Origin of the sequence: Echinicola soli (assembly GCF_006575665.1) — a bacterium.
In the GTDB taxonomy this organism is placed as follows: domain Bacteria; phylum Bacteroidota; class Bacteroidia; order Cytophagales; family Cyclobacteriaceae; genus Echinicola; species Echinicola soli.
The window spans coordinates 4,253,316-4,272,167 of the sequence record NZ_CP041253.1 but is presented as its reverse complement, the minus strand read 5'-3'; the positions used below and the strand labels follow the sequence as shown (position 1 = coordinate 4,272,167).

Here is an 18,852-nt window from a genome sequence, read left to right as displayed (position 1 = left end):
TTTTTCAACAGTCCTGTATAATCATAGCTACAATACTGTATGCCCCGGTCTGAGTGGTGCGCCAAAGAATAAGGGGGTATGTTTTTTTGGGACGACAAGGCCACCTCGCAGAAACACTTCACCTACTACGACGGCCTTGGCCGTCCCATGCAGGAAGTACGGGCAGGGGCCTCCGCCTCGGGACATGACATCGTGCGTCCCATCGCATACGATGGCTTCGGCCGGCCGGCCAAAAACCACCTGCCCTATGCCAAAGACTACGGCAGCTCCTCCGGGGATTACCGGGAAAGTGCGGTGGCCGACCAACAGGCCTACTACGACGACCGCTTCGGCGGCAGTTCCGGTGACCATGCCTTCAGCGAAAACAGCTATGACGGCTCCCCGCTGAACCGGGTGACCGCCACCCATGCCCCCGGGAAGCCCTGGGCCAAAGCAGTGGACGAAGAGGGCAATGACACGGGCAGGCCGGTAAAGACCGACTACCTGGCCAGCACGTCCTCCGACAACGTGATACTCTGGGAAGAGGAGGAGGGCAGGCTGATCGCCTACCGCTTCTATGGGCCGGGCAGCCTGTACAAGACCAGGACCACCGATGAGGAAGGGCATGTTGCCATCGAATTCAGGGACCTGCAGGACCGTGCGGTGCTGAAACGGGTGCAGGCCCCCGGTAGCCAGTGGGCGGATACCCACTACGTCTATGATGATTATGGAAACCTGGCCTATGTGCTCCCGCCCGAGTCCTCCAGGGGCCATGCCAAGGCCGATCTGGAAGCCCCGGCAGGCTATTACCTGGTGACCGAGGATGTGGATTATGCGGACATCGCCGCCAAATCCGGCGGCAAGGTGGCCTAAATCCCCACGGCGACCGTCACGGTAAAGCCCGGAGATGTCCTGGAAGACGGCACGGAGATCAGGCTGCACGGGATCATGCCCACACAGGAATACCTGGACATGTGGGCCTTCCAGTACCGGTACGACGACAGGAACAGGATGACGTACAAACGGGTGCCGGGTGCGGAGCCTGTTTATATGGTCTACGATAAGCTGGACCGCCTGGTGCTGGCCCAGGACGGCAACCAGCGGAAGACAGGCAAATGGAGCTTTACCAAATACGATGCCTTTGGCCGTCCGGTGATTACCGGGGAGAAGGCCATCTCCGGCAGCCTTTCCTCCATCCGGAAAGCAGTGGACGGCCACAGTGTCCTGCACGAGACCTACACCGGGAGCGGGACCACCAAATATTCCAACACTGCCTATCCGGCATCCGTGGCGGAACCGGAAATCCATACCGTTACCTATTACGATAACTATGGTTTTACCAGTAAGAGCTTTAGCCTACCGCCAGGACTTTCCGGTAGTGCGGGCGGGAAGATAGTTCCAGTAGCATTCAATACGGTAAAGGGCCAGTTGACGGGAACCAAGGTCAAGATACTCGGCACGACAAACGACTACGTCGAAACGGTCAACTTCTACGACGACCGCTATCGTCTGATCCAGTCCAAAGTGGTGAACTATAAGAACGGAAACGATATCGTCTCTACCCAATACGACTTTGCCGGAAGGGTGAGGAAAACCCATCTGGAACACTACAATCCCACAGCAGATATCAGCTCTACTGAAGTGACCCAAGAATATACCTATGACCATGCGGGCAGGTTGCTGACAGTCAACCACAGCATCAATGGGGTCACTCCTGTAACTTTGCTGAGCAATACCTATAATGAACTGGGCGAACTGGTGAACAAGGACTTGGCCGAAGGCTTCGAGGACATTGATTATGCCTATAATATCCGCGGCTGGCTGACCAAAATCAACAATGTATCCGACGGGACCGCGAAGCTCTTCGAGATGGATATGCAGTATGACAATGCCCCGAGCGGCCATAAGGCTTATAACGGCAACATAGGCTCTACTGTCTGGAAGAACCCGTACGAGTCCACGGTGAACCGTTATGACTATAACTATGATCCCATGAACAGGTTGACCAAAGCTTTGTACAGTAATGGTGGAGCAGGCACAATGGGCTTTGATGTGCCACAGATCAGTTACGACCTGAACGGGAACATCGAAACCCTACAGCGCAGAGGTAATGATGAGAACGACAATGCAAATGTCACCATAGACAACCTGATTTATACCTATGCCAGGGGCAACCAGCTCAGCAAAGTAACGGACAGTTCGGGAAAGACCGCAGGCTTTAAGGACGGTACCAATCAAACGACGGAGTACTTCTATGATGAAAACGGCAATATGAAGGAAGACCGGAACAAGGGCATTACTTCGATTACGTACAACCACCTGAACCTGCCGGAGAAGGTGACCTTCAATGCCAATAAATACATAGAATATACCTATGACGCCTCGGGAACCAAACTGTCCCAGAGGACAGTGGACGGGAATACGACGAAAGTTTCCGATTATTTGGGAGGGTTTGTGTACGAGAACAATGCGCTGCAGTTCGTCCAGCACGACGAGGGCCGTATTGTACCCAAGGACGGGGGCTGGGACTACCAGTACAACCTGAAGGACCATCCCGAAGAAAGTTCGGGACAGGCTCTGGGCAATGTGCGGGCGACTTTTAAAACAGATGAAGAAGTGGATAACTACCTGGCGACTTTCGAAAATGATTCCCAAACAAAGAACTACGAGGAGACGTATTTCAGTAGGTATGGGGAGGTCACGCGGATCAATGCTAATATTTTCGACCATACCGATGCGGGAACATCCAAGACCTATACCTCACGCCTGAACGGTACCGGGAATGAAGTGTATGGACTGGCCAAATCCCTCGAGGTCAAGCCCGGGGATAAGGTATCGGCAGAGGTATGGGCGAAATACCTCGATCCGGAGACCAAGGGAGCTTCAGGTTCCTCCTTCGCCCAGCTAATTGAGGACCTTTCGAACAATGCCAGCCACATAGTGGTGGATGGAGCGACCGCTGGCACTGATCCGGTCATTCCGTTTGCCGGGATGATCAGCCATGGCAGCGGCCAGGCCGGTGCCCCGAAGGCCTATCTGAACCTGTTGGTGCTGGACAGGAACCAAAACTATGTCAGCAGTTCTTTCGTCCAAGTGAGCACATCGGCAAAAGAAAATGGATCGGATATTCCCCACGAATACCGAAAAATCAATCCGGTCACGATCAAAGAGTCGGGATATGTGTATATTTATCAGCCACAGGCGGGACAGGCTCTATCGAACGAGACAGGTTCCCGTATTGAAGTGTTTCCCGATAGCCATACGGGACAGGCTTTTGACGACTTTAAGGTAACGCATACCCACAGTCCCATCGTACAGAAGGATGATTACTATCCCTTTGGGATGAGTTTTAATTCTTATAGCAGGCCGGGTGCTACGAGTCAAAAGTATCTTTATAACAGGGGAAGTGAATTGATCGATGATTTGAATCTTGGTTTGTACTGGACGCCGAACAGGTTTTATGATCCTGCAATTGGGCGGTTTTTGGGTACGGACAAACTGTCGGATATGTACACTTCGATAAGCCCAATGGTATTTGGGTTCAACAACCCGATCAAATTCAATGACCCGACTGGACTGTTAGGGGAGTGTGACGATTGTCCTGAAGTGGATCTGCCGGAAGTCACGGTCACCGCCAGTAGATTGCAGGAAGCAAATCCGGATTATTCCCTGCTCTTTGAACAGTTCAGAAATAGTACCAATACTGTTTATAGGAATCTGGGGTATGTTGCTCAGAATAAAGGTGCAAAGGAGGCTCGGGATTTATTAACCAGGGGGAGACCCCTTCATTACAGTGACTTTGAGGCACAGCAGAGCATAAACTCCGACTACCTTGACGGTATCAGGTATTTATACAAATATGGGGTCACCGGCAGTATTGTGATTATAGCGGCGAGTCCGATACTTATAGAAAATTTAGTGCAAGCCACAGGAACTAAGGCAGCATTGGAAATGGGAACTGAAACTGTTTTACAAATGGGATCAAGTTTGATTTTTAGAGGTGATTTGTCATCTGTGGATGTAGCAAATATAGGTTTAGCAAGTGTTTTTGGTAAGTTTTCGTTCGTAAGCCAAGCGTTTATTGATTACAACATTCAAGATGGAGTCAGTACCTCATTTGGTTTGGGAGAAAATGGAAAATCTTTGTTTTCAACTGGAGTTGATTTAGGTGTCGGTTCTTTCAACTTAGGACACTCAGAAATATTAAATGTTTCTGATATAAATAAAAAAGTAATAAAAATATATAACAACATTTTTAGTGGAGCAAGAAAAGGAATTGGAGAGTATTCAAAAACCAAGGAATGATGAATTCAAAAGCTAAAAGGATAATTGGAAAAGTAATATTAGTGATTGTAACTGTAGTTATAGTACATATTATTTGGAAAAAGAATTACGATTCCTTGGAAAAAAGGTACGTAGTTGGCGAGGTTCAACGAATTGTTCCAGCATGGGGACAAGATCCAAAAGTAGAATTTAGTTTTACAATTTACGGGAAAAATCACAGAGAATTATCACCTCGAAGTATATATCATCCCAAAGCTGGTGAGTTTTATATTGTTGAAGTTCCAATTAGGGATATCAAGAAATCAAAAATATTGTTAGATATTCCAACAAGTGGTCCGATAGATTTTCCTTGGGAAGGTTGGGAGAAAATTCCAGAGTTTATAATAGAAGATAACCAGTAATTATCGGACTCATTTTGAGTTTCTATTTGATTTCTTTTGAGAAGTTTTTTTACAATGGAAGGGAGTTAAGAGTATATGGTAAAAGTGTGTCTTACAAGAAAATGGCAGAAGATTTTTTTGAAAAATGTTGGCAAGCGGAAGGGAGTCCTTGGGAAAATCTGTATTTTTTTGCAGAGGCGCACTGGCCAAATAACGGTGATAAAAAAACGCAATAATTACTATCCATTTGGGATGAGCTTTAATTCTTATACAAAACAGAGTTCCACGGAACAGAATTTCCTGTTCAATGGAAAGGAAAGGGATGAAGTGACCGGATGGGATGATTTTGGGGCGAGGATGTATATGAGTGATCTTGGAGGGTGGGGTGTGGTGGATCCGCTTGCTTCTTATGAACCGGGATGGACCCCGTATCGTTTTGCTTTTAACAACCCGCTGAGATACTCCGATCCGTCCGGTCTGCTGGAACTGGATCAGATTATTGACATCTTCAATAATGCCCCGGAAGGTAGAAGTTCCTACGATTCGGATGGAAACTGTACCTGCGGATGCCCCGGAACCTCCTTGTGAAGATAACACGGAGAAAGCATTTATAGAAGCACCAAGTTTGTTAGTGGCCGCAAAAGCAGTGGAAGAGGTGGGAAAAAGATCTTTGGGGGCATTGTTTGGAGGGATTGCTACTTTTGTGACAGCTATGCTCAGTCCCACCGAGACAGGGATAAATGCTTCTATATGGTCAGATCAGCACCAACAGAAGCTGGATGAATTGTCCTTCAAAGAATCTCAAGGTTCGCTAAGTGATCAGGAGAAAAGAGATTTGCAGGAGCTAAGGGAAAGGTATGTAAAGTATTATCTAAGATATGAAAATCCTGGACATCATGATCCTTTGAACACCGGTCCAAATTACTATAACCCGAATAAAAGTGTATTGCCAGAGAATCATTATGAGCTTTGGTTAAAAAGTGTTGATGGGGGAGATGGAAACAGATACACGAAAATTGGGATGGGGAAAAAAGCGATTTATCATAGGTTCCAGAATGATGGAAATAATAATTGGCATTGGAATGGATCAACAAATGGGAAAACAAAATATGGTAAATCATACCCAATTCGAATCAATACCATCCCAAATCGTATCAAAAAACTATAGAAAAATGATTCTAGGAAGTAAAAATAGGATAGCCATTGAATTTAGCTTTAAGGATATAATTCAGTCCAACGGAAGTTATGGAAATATTAGACTGTACATTGATAATAAGGCTCTAGGCTATTATGATGATTATGTAAATCTTAATGCATTTAGTCACCAGCTAAAAAGGTTGGTTGCAAATAAAGATGTTGATTTTGATGAGTTTAAAGGAATGTCAAGTGAAGATGTTTTTTTGGAAATAATTAATAGTGATGATATTAGATATGATAAAACGATCTTGTCTTTAGGAGAGTCATTTGATGATTTTGATATTAGGTATATCAAGTCAAAAGGGGATGTTTTGTTATTTTGGAGATTATCAAAAGATCATTTTTTTAATTATGAGAAATTTGATTATAACATACATTGTTGTCGGCTAAAAATCAAAGAAATACAAAAAATCCAAGCAGATTTTGATAAAGCTTTAACAACCAGTGTGTAAAAGCATTATAGAGAATACTTGGATGTTGGTAACAAGTTGCTTTTGAGAAATTGGAGATGGAAAAGTAAAGATAGGATGGTTACAAATGAATAGGCAATGGGCAATTCCTGTATAACCTGCTCTTATAAAGTACCCTCCATGTATAATTTCCAACCTACATACACCCATTTATTTCAGGGAATTTGTAATTCCTCTTTCTGTGGGTGCTTGAACGGTACCCACCACGGGGACACCGGGTTCTTCCTTCGCGCAGTTGATCGAAGACCTTTCGAACAATGCCAGCCACATAGTGGTGGACGGAGCGACCGCTGGCACTGATCCGGTCATTCCGTTTGCCGGGATGATCAGCCATGGCAGCGGCCAGGCCGGTGCCCCGAAGGCCTATCTGAACCTGTTGGTGCTGGACAGGAACCAAAACTATGTCAGCAGTTCTTTCGTCCAAGTGAGCACATCTGCAAAAGAAAATGGATCGGATATTCCCCACGAATACCGAAAAATCAATCCGGTCACGATCAAAGAGCCGGGATATGTGTATATTTACCTATCGAACGAAAGCGGTAAGCGCATCGAGGTGTTTCCCGATAGCCATAAGGGACAGGCTTTTGACGACTTTAAGGTAACCCACACCCACAGTCCCATCGTACAGAAGGATGATTACTATCCTTTCGGCCTGAGCTTTAACTCTTACAGCAGGCCGGGTGACACGGAACAGAATTTCCTGTTCAACGGAAAGGAAAGGGATGAAGTGACAGGATGGGATGACTTTGAGGCGAGGATGTATATGAGTGATATTGGTAGATCCGCTTCGATGGATCTAAATTCAGAGGAATATGCACGTTGGTCTCCCTACGGTTGGGTAGGAAACAATCCTATTTCCAATGTTGATCCAGATGGTCGAGATTGGTATCGTTATACTGATGATGATGGAAATGAATCAGTAATTTGGAGAGAGGGGGATGACCAAACCATAGAAATAAATGGAGAAACTTACAATAATATTGGAGCTCTATATGCACTGTCATTGACAGATGGATCTGTCGTTGTTTATCATCAGAATGAAGTTTTGGGAATAGTAGATGCCGAACAGCCAGCTGATCCAGAAACAATGGCTTTAGTCGGTACTTTGCAAGATCCTGATAGCCAGCATAATTACAGCACCATGACTTCTCAATGGGAAATGTTGTTTTTTTCGGCTGAAACGGCACTTATGATATCAGGTGCTACAATGCAAGGGCAGCAGTTGAAAGGAAACCGTCGAATAGGGAAAAGTAAAGGTACCCCTAGAGGGGAAAATCCGCAATTAAACCAAGCGCAGCAACAGAATCTTAAGAGATTTTTGAAGAAGGCTCCAGCTAATTCTAAGACGCCTAAAATTAGAAGACTTGGAAATGGAAATATTCAAATTTCAGTAGAGTCTCCAGGAAAGGTGCCCGGCTCTAAAGCTGTTTATGTTAAAGAGGTTGATAGTAATGGTCAAACTGTCAGGATGTACAAGGTTACGAGTGATCCAAGTGGTAACATAGTCCATAACAAAAATAAGATGAGATAATGGGGACTCCTTCAAATGATCGGGAAAATACCTTAAATGAATTACTGAACTTTGAAAGAAGATTGGTCGAATTAAGGTATAGTTTATCAGTACTTGAATGGGATTCAGAAGAAGAAATAGTTACTTTAACTCTGAATCACTTGAAAAATATTTTGAACAGATATTTAGAAAAGGAACTTTCAGATAACGACATTTATGAATGGGCAAATTTGATTGAGATGAGAGAAGATATCAGGCTTGACCCTACTCATGAGGATTTATTGAAGGAGTTAATTTTTGAATTGGCAAATCCTGAAATAAATGGCAGCTTGACAAAAGAAAGATCCCTAGAAATGCGAGCATTGAAATGATAAATTGGGGGCTGTCTTATAAGCTGGAATCGAATGCTATACTGATGATAGAAAGAGTCTCTAATACTTGATTGTCAAAAGAGACAAAATTGATAAGATGTCTTCTCAGCTTGTCCAAAGTGGATGAAAATGACAAGTTATGAGACAGCCTAATAGAGGGATTCTACCGGAACTCCTTCCCTCAGCTAATTGAGCCCCCGTCTGGGTGTAGTTTACAGAACTACACCCAACTATTTTAGGAAATTTATAATTCCCACAATCGAAAACTGCTCACAGAAGGAGGGGCAACAACATCATTTTCGCAAGGTAAGGCGAGTTTACCCGCATCAATGCCGACCTCTTCGACCATACCGATGCGGGAGACAAGAAGACCTACTCCATGCGACTGAACGGCATGGGCAATGAAGTCTATGGGTTGGCCAAGTCACTGGAGAGCCTGTCCCGTAGCGTATATCGGGATTAAGCCCGGGGATAAGGTATCGGCAGAGGTATGGGCGAAATACCTCGATCCGGAGACCAAGGGAGCTTCAGGCTCCTCCTTCGCCCAGCTAATTGAGGACCTTTCGAACAATGCCAGCCACATAGTGGTTGATGGAGCGACCGCTGGCACTGATCCGGTCATTCCGTTTGCCGGGATGATCAGCCATGGAAGCGGTAATGCAGGGGCGCCCAAGGCCTATCTGAACCTGTTGGTGCTGGACAGGAACCAAAACTATGTCAGCAGTTCTTTCGTCCAAGTGAGCACATCGGCAAAAGAAAATGGATCGGATATTCCCCACGAATACCGAAAAATCAATCCGGTCACGATCAAAGAGCCGGGATATGTGTATATTTACCTATCAAACGAAAGCGGTAAGCGCATCGAGGTGTTTCCCGATAGCCATACGGGACAGGCTTTTGACGACTTTAAGGTAACCCACACCCACAGTCCCATCGTACAGAAGGATGATTACTATCCTTTTGGGATGAGCTTTAACTCTTATACAAGGCCGGAAAGTGTGGCTCAGAACTGGAAATTCCAGGGGCAGGAACATATTGATGATCTGGGACTGAATTGGGATTCCTTTAAGTGGAGAAACCACCAGCCTGATCTGGGAAGATTCTTTAATGTTGACCCGTTGGCGGAAGAATATTACTATAACTCGCCATATGCTTTTAGTGAGAACAAGGTGACGGCACATGTTGAATTGGAGGGACTGGAGGCTGTTTCTATTCAAGCAGAGGGAAGAGGTATAGTTCCAGTTGTTGGTAATTTAAGTGTAACTGGCAGTGGGGCATATGGAATGGCTATAGGTACTAGAAGAGGAAAAGAAGGCATTCATGCTGTAAGGTTTGTGTCAGGTTCATTAGGGCCAGCATCAGGTATTGGGATAGCAGGTGGAATTGGAACCTATGTAAATAGCGGGGACTTAGAAGATTTGTCTGGTCTAGGCTTTGGTGTTGGAGGTTTTTTAGGCGCAACCCCAACTGGCTTAGCTGGCGGTTCACTAGAATTAACGACAACAGCTGATGGTACTCAGTTAGGTGGATTGATTCCATTTGCATCTCCGGGAGGAGCAATGGGTGGAGGAATTTGGGCAGAAGCTTCATATACTGAATTTCTGGGCGAACCAATGAATCTAACGGATTTAACAAAAGAAGAAATGGGGAAACTGGCAGAGGGTCTAGGTATTGCATCGGAGCAATTGACCGAATTTATCAATCGTGCAAAAGATTATATAAATAAGCAAAGTGAAATTCAGTGGCCATCAAAGGAGGATATCCAAGAAGAATTAAGACAACGTTTATTAACTCCAAGAGACAACACTAGTATAAAAACTGATCATTTTATAATTGACGAGGAGTGATTTATTTTAAACTGTTCTATTATTTGATCATGGTACATGTTGTTTTAGCATGTACTTACAATATTTATACTCATTTTATTTATAAATCCTATGGTGTAGAGTTTAAAAGGAGATCATTTTTTTTTTCGTTGATCAGAGAGGATATATTAAATAATATTAAATCTCAAGAAATGGGGTCAAAGCCTTATTTAGCATTAAAACGATTATTGGTACTCCACAAAGTATTATCAGTAACTGGAAAAATTATTATGATGGTTTTTGTATTGATGATTGTTTTTTTGATTTACTTGAATTTGTCGTAGTAACATTTTAAAGAAAAAACGTAAAGCAAAAATTTTATATTCAGTCACCATAGATGGGACTACCAGTACCACCTGAAGGACCATCCCGAAGAAAGTTCGGGACAGGCTCTGGGCAATGTGCGGGCGACCTTCAGGACCATGCCCGATGCGCCGGACACCTACCTGGCCACGGCAGAGAACGACAGGAAGACCAAGGACTACGAGGAGATGTATTTCAACCGCTACGGCGAGGCCACCCGCATCAATGCGGACCTCTTCGACCATACCGATTCGGGAGACAAGAAGACCTACTCCATGCGACTGAACGGCATGGGGAATGAAGTCTATGGATTGGCCAAGTCACTGGAGAGCCTGTCCCGTAGCGTATTTCGGGATGAAACCCGGTGACAAGGTATCGGCAGAGGTATGGGCGAAATACCTCGATCCGGAGACCAAGGGGGCTTCAGGCTCCTCCTTCGCCCAGCTAATTGAGGACCTTTCGAACAATGCCAGCCACATAGTGTTGGACGGAGCGACCGCTGGCACTGATCCGGTCATTCCGTTTGCCGGGATGATCAGCCATGGCAGCGGCCAGGCCGGTGCCCCGAAGGCCTATCTGAACCTGTTGGTGCTGGACAGGAACCAAAACTATGTCAGCAGTTCTTTCGTCCAAGTGAGCACATCGGCAAAAGAAAATGGATCGGATATTCCCCACGAATACCGAAAAATCAATCCGGTCACGATCAAAGAGCCGGGATATGTGTATATTTACCTATCAAACGAGACAGGTTCCCGTATTGAAGTGTTTCCCGATAGCCATACGGGACAGGCTTTTGATGACTTTAAGGTGACGCACACCCACAGTCCCATCGTACAGAAGGATGATTACTATCCTTTTGGGATGAGTTTTAATTCTTATAGCAGGCCGGGTGCTACGAGTCAAAAGTACCTTTATAACAAGGGAAGTGAATTGATCGATGATCTGAATCTTGGTTTGTACTGGACGCCGAACAGGTTTTATGATCCTGCAATTGGGCGGTTTTTGGGTACGGACAAACTGTCGGATATGTACACTTCGATAAGTCCGATGGTATTTGGGTTCAACAACCCGATCAAATTCAACGATCCAACTGGACTGTTAGGGGAGTGTGACGATTGTCCTGAAGTGGATCTGCCGGAAGTCACGGTCACCGCCAGTAGATTGCAGGAAGCAAATCCGGATTATTCCCTGCTCTTTGAACAGTTCAGAAATAGTACCAATACTGTTTATAGGAATCTGGGGTATGTTGCTCAGAATAAAGGTGCAAAGGAGGCTCGGGATTTATTAACCAGGGGGAGACCCCTTCATTACAGTGACTTTGAGGCATAGCAGAGCATAAACTCCGACTACCTTGACGGTATCAGGTATTTATACAAATATGGGGTCACCGGCAGTATTGTGATTATAGCGGCGAGTCCGATTTTATTGGAAACCTTGGCAAATAAAGCAGGTGGGGATATGGCCTTGGAGTCCGGATTTCAGATTATGAACAGTTTACTTTATAATGGAGACCTTTCCCAAGTGGATATAGCCGATATCGGGTTTGCCGGTATTTTTGGGAAATCAGGATTTGTGGCAATGGCCATGTTTGATTTTACGCCGAAGGGAGAACTCATTACTGTTGGATCAGGAAAAAACTTTGCCCAGTTTGGTACGGATTTACTGATCGGGGGCTTCAGCAAATGGCATACTGATAAGATGGGAACAGCAGGTATTGACAAAGGAGTAATAAACTTTTTCAATGGTTTTAACGGCAATTTTAGAAACACTGTAGGAACAGGTATTAAGAATGGGGTGCAAGATGAGTGAGTGGAAAAAAATATTGTTGTCTATATTATTGGGCTTCGTTGGAGTTATTATTTGGAACATTTATTACGATTCCTACGAGAAAAGTTATACCATCGGAAAAGTGGTAGGGAAAGCAGTTGGGATGAAATCAGGTACAGTAATTGAATTTGAATTCTACTACCAGGGGAGAAAAATTAAAGGTGGAACGGGAATGGGGGATTACTCTCTCAGGGCTGGGGACAGGTATGTCGTTGAATTCAGCAAAGAGAAACTGGACTTGTCGGAGGCATTGCTTTATTATCCGGTTCCGGACACGGTGGATGTTGAAGTTCCATGGGACGGATGGCCGGAAGTCCCTAATGAACTGAAAATTTACCGGAGAAAGAGAATGGAGCTTTTCGGGCTTTATGATTGGATATATGGAGACTAACTAAATTGTAGAAAATGTCATTTTCAAATCTGCAATAAAGACATATTTCAGCCGCTACGGCGAGGTGACCCGCATCAACGCGAAATACCTGGATCCGGAGACCAAGGGAGCTTCAGGTTCCTCCTTCGCGCAGTTGATCGAAGACCTTTCGAACAATGCCAGCCACATAGTGGTGGACGGAGCGACCGCTGGCACTGATCCGGTCATTCCGTTTGCCGGGATGATCAGCCATGGAAGCGGTATTGCAGGGGCGCCCAAGGCCTATCTGAACATGTTAGTGCTGGACAGGAACCATAATTATGTCACAAGCTCCTTTATCCAGGTGAGCACATCGGCAAAAGAAAACGGCTCCGATATCCCCCACGAATACCGAAAAATCAATCCGGTCACGATCAAAGAGCCTGGATATGCTTATATTTACCTATCCAATGAGAGTACAACTCCCACGGAAGTGTTCTTTGACGATATGCAGGTGATGCAGGCTTCGGGATATATCGTGCAGAAGGATGATTACTATCCTTTTGGGATGAGCTTTAACTCTTATACAAAACCGAGTTCCACGTCCCAGGCATTCAAGTTCAATGGAAAGGAAAGGGATGAAGTGACCGGATGGGATGATTTTGGGGCCAGGATGTATATGAGTGATCTTGGACGGTGGGGTGTGATTGACCCGATGGCCGATCAGATGAGGAGATATTCCCCTTATAACTATGCTTTTGATAATCCTATCAGATTCATTGATCCGGACGGGATGTTGCCTGCGGATTCAAGATTTGAAAATTACGAGAATTATGATTATGGCTCTTTTTCAATTCTGGGTGGAAATTTGGAAGGAACTAATGATCTATTAGGTATTGGCCATCAGAATTTAATTTTTCCCCCTTTATATATTGGCTCCCAGAACGATAAAAAAGACAAAATATATGAGGGAGGTACGATGGATATGTTTACTATTGAAAGAACAAGATTGGATCCCTATGTAGGACCTTCAAGGTGGAGAGGTAGCGGAAATTGGGCTTCAACTACTTTATCTCTTATGGCTTATGATTTGGGTACTTTTGAACCGTCAGATTTAGCTTGGCAAAAATGGGCTGTATATGGGGTGATTGGTGTGGCTGCAATAACAACGTCAATGCTCCAATATAATGATGATCCATTTCCTAAACCATGGTATACTGATAGACCTAAAAATTATATACCAAAAGCTCCAGAAGGGTTTAATCCAAAAAGATTTGATGGGGGTTTCCCTCCAAATAATGTTGCCAAATGGGCATTAATTGGAGCAGGAACATATAAAATATATAAAAACTATAAGAAAAGTATAAGAACTAATAATGTTCATAAACCAGCACTTATGGATAAAACATACGTAGCTCCTTCACCTAAATTATATCGAAAACCTTAAGGACTAAGCGATGAAAAAAATAAAGAATTGGAAGTTAGTATCAAATATTTGTGCATACGGATGTGGTTTTTTGTTTATGTTTTCCAGTTTCTTTCTGGAAAACGAAGAAAAATATAATAAGTATTTAATACCGGCTTTCACTATTTTAATAGTATTGTTTTTGATAGCGGAGTTAGTTAAATTTAAATTAAAAAAATGGAGAAGATGAAAAGGTTAATGGTGATCGAATGGGGAATAACTCTCTTTTTTGTTTTAAGTTTGCTGTTTTACATAATAAATGAATCATTGTTAAACTTATTGATTCCTGAAAATAAAAGTGGATATGTTCTCTGGTTAAGTTTGGGAATGTATTTAGGTTTTCAGCTATATAAGTATGAAATTACAAGAATTTGGAAGAATGGAGACTAATTTCTTAGAGTATCATTGTTTAGATGTCATGTGATAGCAGAGTAATAAGATTCATGTACTTTCTAAAGCATATTCTACCTAAATTAGAAGTTTAACAAAGGGGCTTTCTAATGTACTCCCTATTGAAATTTAAGAGTTTATTGACCTAACTATTGGGAGTACATTAAAGTGTATGGACTGGCTAAATCCCTAGAGGTCAAGCCCGGCGACAAGGTATCGGCAGAGGTATGGGCGAAATACCTGGATATCTCTACTACGGGGACACCGGGTTCTTCCTTTGCCCAGTTGATTGAGGATTTGTCCAACAATGCTTCCACAGTAGTGGTTGATGGAGCGACTGCCGGGACTAACCCAATAGCCCCACTTGCCGGATTGATGGACCATAGCAGTGATAACTCGAGCGGCCCCTAAAGCCTATCTTAACATCGTGGTAGTGGACAGTGAAGGCAATGTGGAGAACCTGTCCTACAAACCTGTGACCACGACCGCCAGGGAAGACGGCAGTAATAAGCAGCACCAGGAATTTTATATGGAGGCCACTGCTGATGCTCCCGGATTTTGTTATATTTATCTCAGCAATGATGCAGCGGAAGGGAAGGAAGCGTTCTTTGATGACTTTACCGTAGAAGTGGAAGAAAGCCCACTGATCCAGATGACCGACTACTACCCTTATGGACTGGTAGCCGAAAACTGGGTCAGGGAAATCGAAGACCCCACCAAGGAGCTTTTCCAGGGCAAAACGCTGGATAGCAAGACCGGCTGGTATGATTTTCATGCCAGGCAGTATGACCCGGCACTGGGAAGATGGTTTGCTGTTGATCCAAAATCAACAGAAATGCCATCGGTTTCTCCTTACGGCGGAATGGGGAATAATCCTGTAGCCTTTACCGATCCAAGTGGAGAAAATCCGGTATTAATAGGAGCTTTGATCGGTCTGGGAACCAATGGCATTAATAACCTGATCAATGGTGATAGTTTCTTTCAGGGAGGTGGTAAGGCAGCCCTTTTTTGGAGCCATTGGAGGAGCATTCAGTGCGGGCATAGGTGAATTGGCCCAATCTCTGGCAAATACCGGTGCAAGCCAGTTGGGAGTGGCTGCCTTTCAGGTGGGGGCACACAGTCTTTCAGGAGGTGCTCTTTCTGCTATGCAGGGAGGCAACTTCTGGCAGGGTTTGGCCGCCGGTGGGTTGTCATCCGCTGTTAGTTCAGGAATTGCTGCTTTGGATGGTAATGGGGTGGTTCAGATAGGAGGAGCCGCATTGTCCGGTGGACTATCATCAGAAATAATGGGCGGTGATTTTTGGAGAGGGGCTGCCACAGGAGCTACAGTGGCAGGATTGAATCATTTAAGACATAGTAGTTCTAGGAGGATTATGAAACTCCTTGCGGAGTATAACGGACTAGAACATCCGGGAAAATTAAACCTTAAAGGGCGAAATAGAAACGTAATAGCGGCACATCTTTTAAGAGGTATTAAGTATCATATGACATCAAAGAGTGACATTGATTTAAACAAACTGTTTGCTTGCTTAAGCACTGAGTGTTTAAAAACAGGAGGTACGCATTTATTGTCCAGACAAAAGCAGTCGTGGCTAAGTTCTTTTTTGGGACCAAGTGGAGACTTATTTGCTCCAGTTTATGTTGGTGACAAAAACATCAAGGTGATGTATGAAATTCCATTTCACGGGCCAAACAAAGGCTTGGTTTTTGGTTATCATGATTATCAACATGAGGTGTTATCAAGTAATGGAAATTGGGCAATTAGATGGGGTGGACTAGGAGGTTTATTTTTGAATTTCAGGAATCATAGATCATTCATTAGAGATTGGATTTTAGAAAGATGAGAGCAATTATAATATTGATAATATTTATTTTCTCATTCTGTTCACAGCAAAAGGGTTTATCAGAGGAGGAAAGGTTGATATATAATTCTATGAATGTAAATCAAGTATACGGGGAAGATGGGAGAACTACTTCCTTATTGGATATTGCTACAGGATTCGAAGAGAAGTTAATAGAGAGAAAATATCTCAAGTCTATTTCAAAGAACGATTACAAAGAGTTTTATTATAAATATATTGTTGGAGATTCTATCATAGATATGAAAAGTATATATAAGACAAATAATATGTTCATTACAATGGTTTACCCTTCTACCTTGAGTAGGAGTTGGTATATATTCGATGAAACTATAAAGAGAAATAAAGATCATATTACTGAAGAATCTACAATTTATGGAATATTTACTGTTTTGGGAGATATGTTTTATGAAGATTCATTTAGAAAGGATTTGTTGGAAAGATATTTGGATTCATTATCCGAACAGGAATTTAAAAATAAAAGCATATACAGAGTGCCACTTTTGGTGTTTTTGTATGCTGATCTGGAATCAAAATATGCAAGGTATTCAGAATAGTAGGATGAAATAAAGGTCTGTTCCAATAGGGGAAAAGCTCTTAGGCGGTAACCGTGTCGCATTACAGGAAAAACCGTCATCCCAGGTGGTGAAGGCCACTGCGGATGCACCCGAATTTTGTTATATTTACCTGAGTAACGATGCTCCCGAGGGAAAGAAGCGTTCCCGCCACGGCGGGCAGGCTTTTGATGACTTTACCGTGGAAGTGGAAGAAAGCCCACTGATCCAGATGACTGAGGACCGAGCGTTAAGAATCAGTCCGGTGGACTGATTTAGCGAGGGGCTAGGATGCAGGGAAGGAAGGACCATACGCTTGTATAAGACCGGCTGGTATGATTTTCATGCCAGGCAGTATGATGCGGCACTGGGACGGTGGTTTGCGGTGGATCCGGATGGGGAGTTTGTGGGGCCGATCCTCGGGGCGATGGCCGCCGGTGCGGCACAGAGTGCCCTGTTCTATGCGGCCAGTCTGACGGCAGGCAACAGCTGGGACTGGGGGCAGTTTGCAAGTCAGGTAGGTAGAGGGGCTTTGATGGGCGGTCTGGCAAACGCTGCATCCACTGCGGTAAGTACCGGCTCAGCAGCGGGGCTGAACTCGCTTGGTATCAGCCCCCAGACATCTGGTTTTATAGGAGGGGCATTGGGTTCATGGCCCGGTACATTGGTGGCAGGAGGTTCTATAGACTGGGGGATGGCTGCCGGTAAGGCACTGCTGGCCGGTGCTTCCGCCCGAAATGCGATAGAAGCCCAAATGCCTATTACGGGTCAGCGGGGAAATTTCGCCATTCCTGTATTTCGTGACGATTATGTGTCCTTACCTGTCCACACCATTGAGGCGCTGGAAGGGTATGACCTGGCAGGATGGCATAAGCTTTTTGCCAGCGGATATAATCCGGTAGTGGCCGGAGTATATGGTGGACGACAGGCCTTTGCCGACACCCCTTTCGGTGGTGCGATATTGAGTATCCCTGAGATGGTTGGTGGGGAGATGGCTTTGAGTGCGGCAGTGAGAGGGGTGAAGGCAGTAGCAAAGGGAGGTAGTTTCCTTAAAGGAGGCAAAACATTCTCGCAATTTAAAACTTCATATTGGGCTACCAGAACTAAACCAACTTTTCAGCCGATAAGGATGTCCAGCGGGAAAGTGTTTAAAGTTCATATGGAGCTCCATCATAGATTTATCCCTCAAAGGGCAAAATGGGCTCCAAATTGGCTAAAGAACAACAGGTTGAATTTGCAGCCTTTAAATACAATACAGCACGGAATCAGAGACCCGTACAGGTATAGGTTTTTCCCTAAAGAAATTAAGAACGCAATAAATAGTGGCAATACTTTTGGATACTAACATGTTTAACTTATTCAAGAAAAAACGGGCTAAAAATATTCAACAATGGGAGTATGATTTGTTGAAGTCAGTGGCTGAGAAATTGCCATCAAAATATTCCTTTTTGATAAGCCAAGTAAATCCAAACTTTATTTTGGATAGTGTTCCAAATGAGTTTTTAGAACATGGTTGGAAGCGAATAATCTGTGACCAGAATGTATATAACTCAATCAAGAATAATAGTATTAACTATAAGCTTGTAGGCATCAAGGTTTTTGATTTAGAAGCCAAAGATTATAAAAATGTTGAGCTTGATTTATACGAAGGTGTTTTAATTGGTTACAAGGTTGATGACAGTAGCCGACAGTTTGATTATGAAAATATCGATATAAAGAGTCTTCGTAAAAAGCCCTATGAAAATAAGGAAAAGGAAGAGTTGGAGAAAATCATTGGTACAGTAAGTAATGATATATTGGCTCAATTAGACATAGATGACACATTCAAAATTGAAGTCCCTGAAGGTGAGTTTTATGTTATCCAAGACTTGGAAGATGGAAACTATCTTTCAATGAATGAAAAAGGTGCAGTTTATGGAATGATACATGACCCATACGAAGTAGAAAAACTCTTTGAAACTAAAGAATCCTTTTTTGAAGCCCTGAAATCTGGTGAGTTTAGTATCTCGGAATATTACGATAAGAAAATGTCATAAATGATAGCTTCTG

General features: G+C 43.9%; 21 protein-coding genes. All 21 read left to right on the top strand.

Features of this window, described 5'->3' with window-relative positions; translation table 11 throughout:
- Window positions 1–78 precede the first annotated feature (78 nt).
- A complete protein-coding gene (locus tag FKX85_RS16675; RefSeq protein WP_141615815.1) occupies window positions 79–852 on the top strand; it encodes a DUF6443 domain-containing protein in 774 nt (257 codons plus the stop codon).
- A 75-nt stretch (window positions 853–927) separates the two neighbouring features.
- Entirely contained in the window at window positions 928–4,284 is a 3,357-nt protein-coding gene (locus FKX85_RS16670; RefSeq protein WP_141615814.1) for an RHS repeat protein, read from the top strand.
- Window positions 4,281–4,664: a hypothetical protein gene (locus tag FKX85_RS16665; RefSeq protein ID WP_229239660.1), complete on the top strand. Its 384-nt coding sequence runs from the start codon at window positions 4,281–4,283 to the stop codon at window positions 4,662–4,664. The genes FKX85_RS16670 and FKX85_RS16665 overlap by 4 nt, the downstream gene beginning before the upstream one ends.
- A gap of 75 nt (window positions 4,665–4,739) precedes the next feature.
- Window positions 4,740–5,231: an RHS repeat domain-containing protein gene (locus FKX85_RS16660; RefSeq protein WP_141615813.1), complete on the top strand. Its 492-nt coding sequence runs from the start codon at window positions 4,740–4,742 to the stop codon at window positions 5,229–5,231.
- A gap of 58 nt (window positions 5,232–5,289) precedes the next feature.
- Window positions 5,290–5,811, top strand: coding sequence for a hypothetical protein (locus tag FKX85_RS16655; protein WP_141615812.1), 522 nt, complete (start codon window positions 5,290–5,292; stop codon window positions 5,809–5,811).
- Between the two features lie 4 nt (window positions 5,812–5,815).
- A complete protein-coding gene (locus FKX85_RS16650) occupies window positions 5,816–6,292 on the top strand; it encodes a hypothetical protein (protein WP_141615811.1) in 477 nt (158 codons plus the stop codon).
- A gap of 253 nt (window positions 6,293–6,545) precedes the next feature.
- Window positions 6,546–7,841, top strand: a complete 1,296-nt coding sequence (locus FKX85_RS16645) for an RHS repeat-associated core domain-containing protein (protein WP_141615810.1) — start codon at window positions 6,546–6,548, stop codon at window positions 7,839–7,841.
- Window positions 7,841–8,191: a hypothetical protein gene (locus FKX85_RS16640; RefSeq protein ID WP_141615809.1), complete on the top strand. Its 351-nt coding sequence runs from the start codon at window positions 7,841–7,843 to the stop codon at window positions 8,189–8,191. The genes FKX85_RS16645 and FKX85_RS16640 overlap by 1 nt, the downstream gene beginning before the upstream one ends.
- A 401-nt stretch (window positions 8,192–8,592) precedes the next feature.
- The gene (locus FKX85_RS16635; protein WP_141615808.1) at window positions 8,593–10,038 is read left to right on the top strand and encodes an RHS repeat-associated core domain-containing protein; all 1,446 of its coding nucleotides are present in this window, start codon (window positions 8,593–8,595) and stop codon (window positions 10,036–10,038) included.
- A gap of 509 nt (window positions 10,039–10,547) precedes the next feature.
- Window positions 10,548–10,727 carry a hypothetical protein gene (locus FKX85_RS21495; protein WP_168196280.1) on the top strand — a complete coding sequence of 60 codons (180 nt, stop codon included), beginning with the start codon at window positions 10,548–10,550 and terminating at the stop codon, window positions 10,725–10,727.
- Window positions 10,657–11,688 (top strand): RHS repeat-associated core domain-containing protein, encoded by a 1,032-nt coding sequence (locus FKX85_RS16630; RefSeq protein WP_141615807.1) that lies wholly within the window; start codon window positions 10,657–10,659, stop codon window positions 11,686–11,688. Before FKX85_RS21495 ends, FKX85_RS16630 begins: the two co-directional genes overlap by 71 nt.
- A 105-nt stretch (window positions 11,689–11,793) precedes the next feature.
- Window positions 11,794–12,168, top strand: coding sequence for a hypothetical protein (locus FKX85_RS16625; protein WP_229239659.1), 375 nt, complete (start codon window positions 11,794–11,796; stop codon window positions 12,166–12,168).
- Window positions 12,161–12,577, top strand: coding sequence for an SPRY domain-containing protein (locus FKX85_RS16620; protein ID WP_141615806.1), 417 nt, complete (start codon window positions 12,161–12,163; stop codon window positions 12,575–12,577). The genes FKX85_RS16625 and FKX85_RS16620 overlap by 8 nt, the downstream gene beginning before the upstream one ends.
- A gap of 220 nt (window positions 12,578–12,797) precedes the next feature.
- Window positions 12,798–13,982, top strand: coding sequence for an RHS repeat domain-containing protein (locus tag FKX85_RS16615; RefSeq protein ID WP_141615805.1), 1,185 nt, complete (start codon window positions 12,798–12,800; stop codon window positions 13,980–13,982).
- 576 nt (window positions 13,983–14,558) lie between these two features.
- Window positions 14,559–14,801, top strand: a complete 243-nt coding sequence (locus tag FKX85_RS16610) for a hypothetical protein (RefSeq protein ID WP_141615804.1) — start codon at window positions 14,559–14,561, stop codon at window positions 14,799–14,801.
- On the top strand, window positions 14,779–15,438 hold the full coding sequence (locus FKX85_RS16605; protein WP_229239658.1) for an RHS repeat-associated core domain-containing protein: 660 nt from the start codon (window positions 14,779–14,781) through the stop codon (window positions 15,436–15,438). Before FKX85_RS16610 ends, FKX85_RS16605 begins: the two co-directional genes overlap by 23 nt.
- 43 nt (window positions 15,439–15,481) lie before the next feature.
- Entirely contained in the window at window positions 15,482–16,234 is a 753-nt protein-coding gene (locus FKX85_RS16600) for a hypothetical protein (protein WP_141615803.1), read from the top strand.
- Entirely contained in the window at window positions 16,231–16,806 is a 576-nt protein-coding gene (locus tag FKX85_RS16595) for a hypothetical protein (protein WP_141615802.1), read from the top strand. Before FKX85_RS16600 ends, FKX85_RS16595 begins: the two co-directional genes overlap by 4 nt.
- Window positions 16,807–16,891: 85 nt before the next feature.
- The gene (locus FKX85_RS16590; RefSeq protein ID WP_141615801.1) at window positions 16,892–17,077 is read left to right on the top strand and encodes a hypothetical protein; all 186 of its coding nucleotides are present in this window, start codon (window positions 16,892–16,894) and stop codon (window positions 17,075–17,077) included.
- A 42-nt stretch (window positions 17,078–17,119) separates the two neighbouring features.
- Window positions 17,120–18,148 carry an RHS repeat-associated core domain-containing protein gene (locus FKX85_RS16585; protein ID WP_141615800.1) on the top strand — a complete coding sequence of 343 codons (1,029 nt, stop codon included), beginning with the start codon at window positions 17,120–17,122 and terminating at the stop codon, window positions 18,146–18,148.
- Window positions 18,126–18,839, top strand: coding sequence for a hypothetical protein (locus FKX85_RS16580; protein WP_141615799.1), 714 nt, complete (start codon window positions 18,126–18,128; stop codon window positions 18,837–18,839). The genes FKX85_RS16585 and FKX85_RS16580 overlap by 23 nt, the downstream gene beginning before the upstream one ends.
- Window positions 18,840–18,852 lie beyond the last annotated feature (13 nt).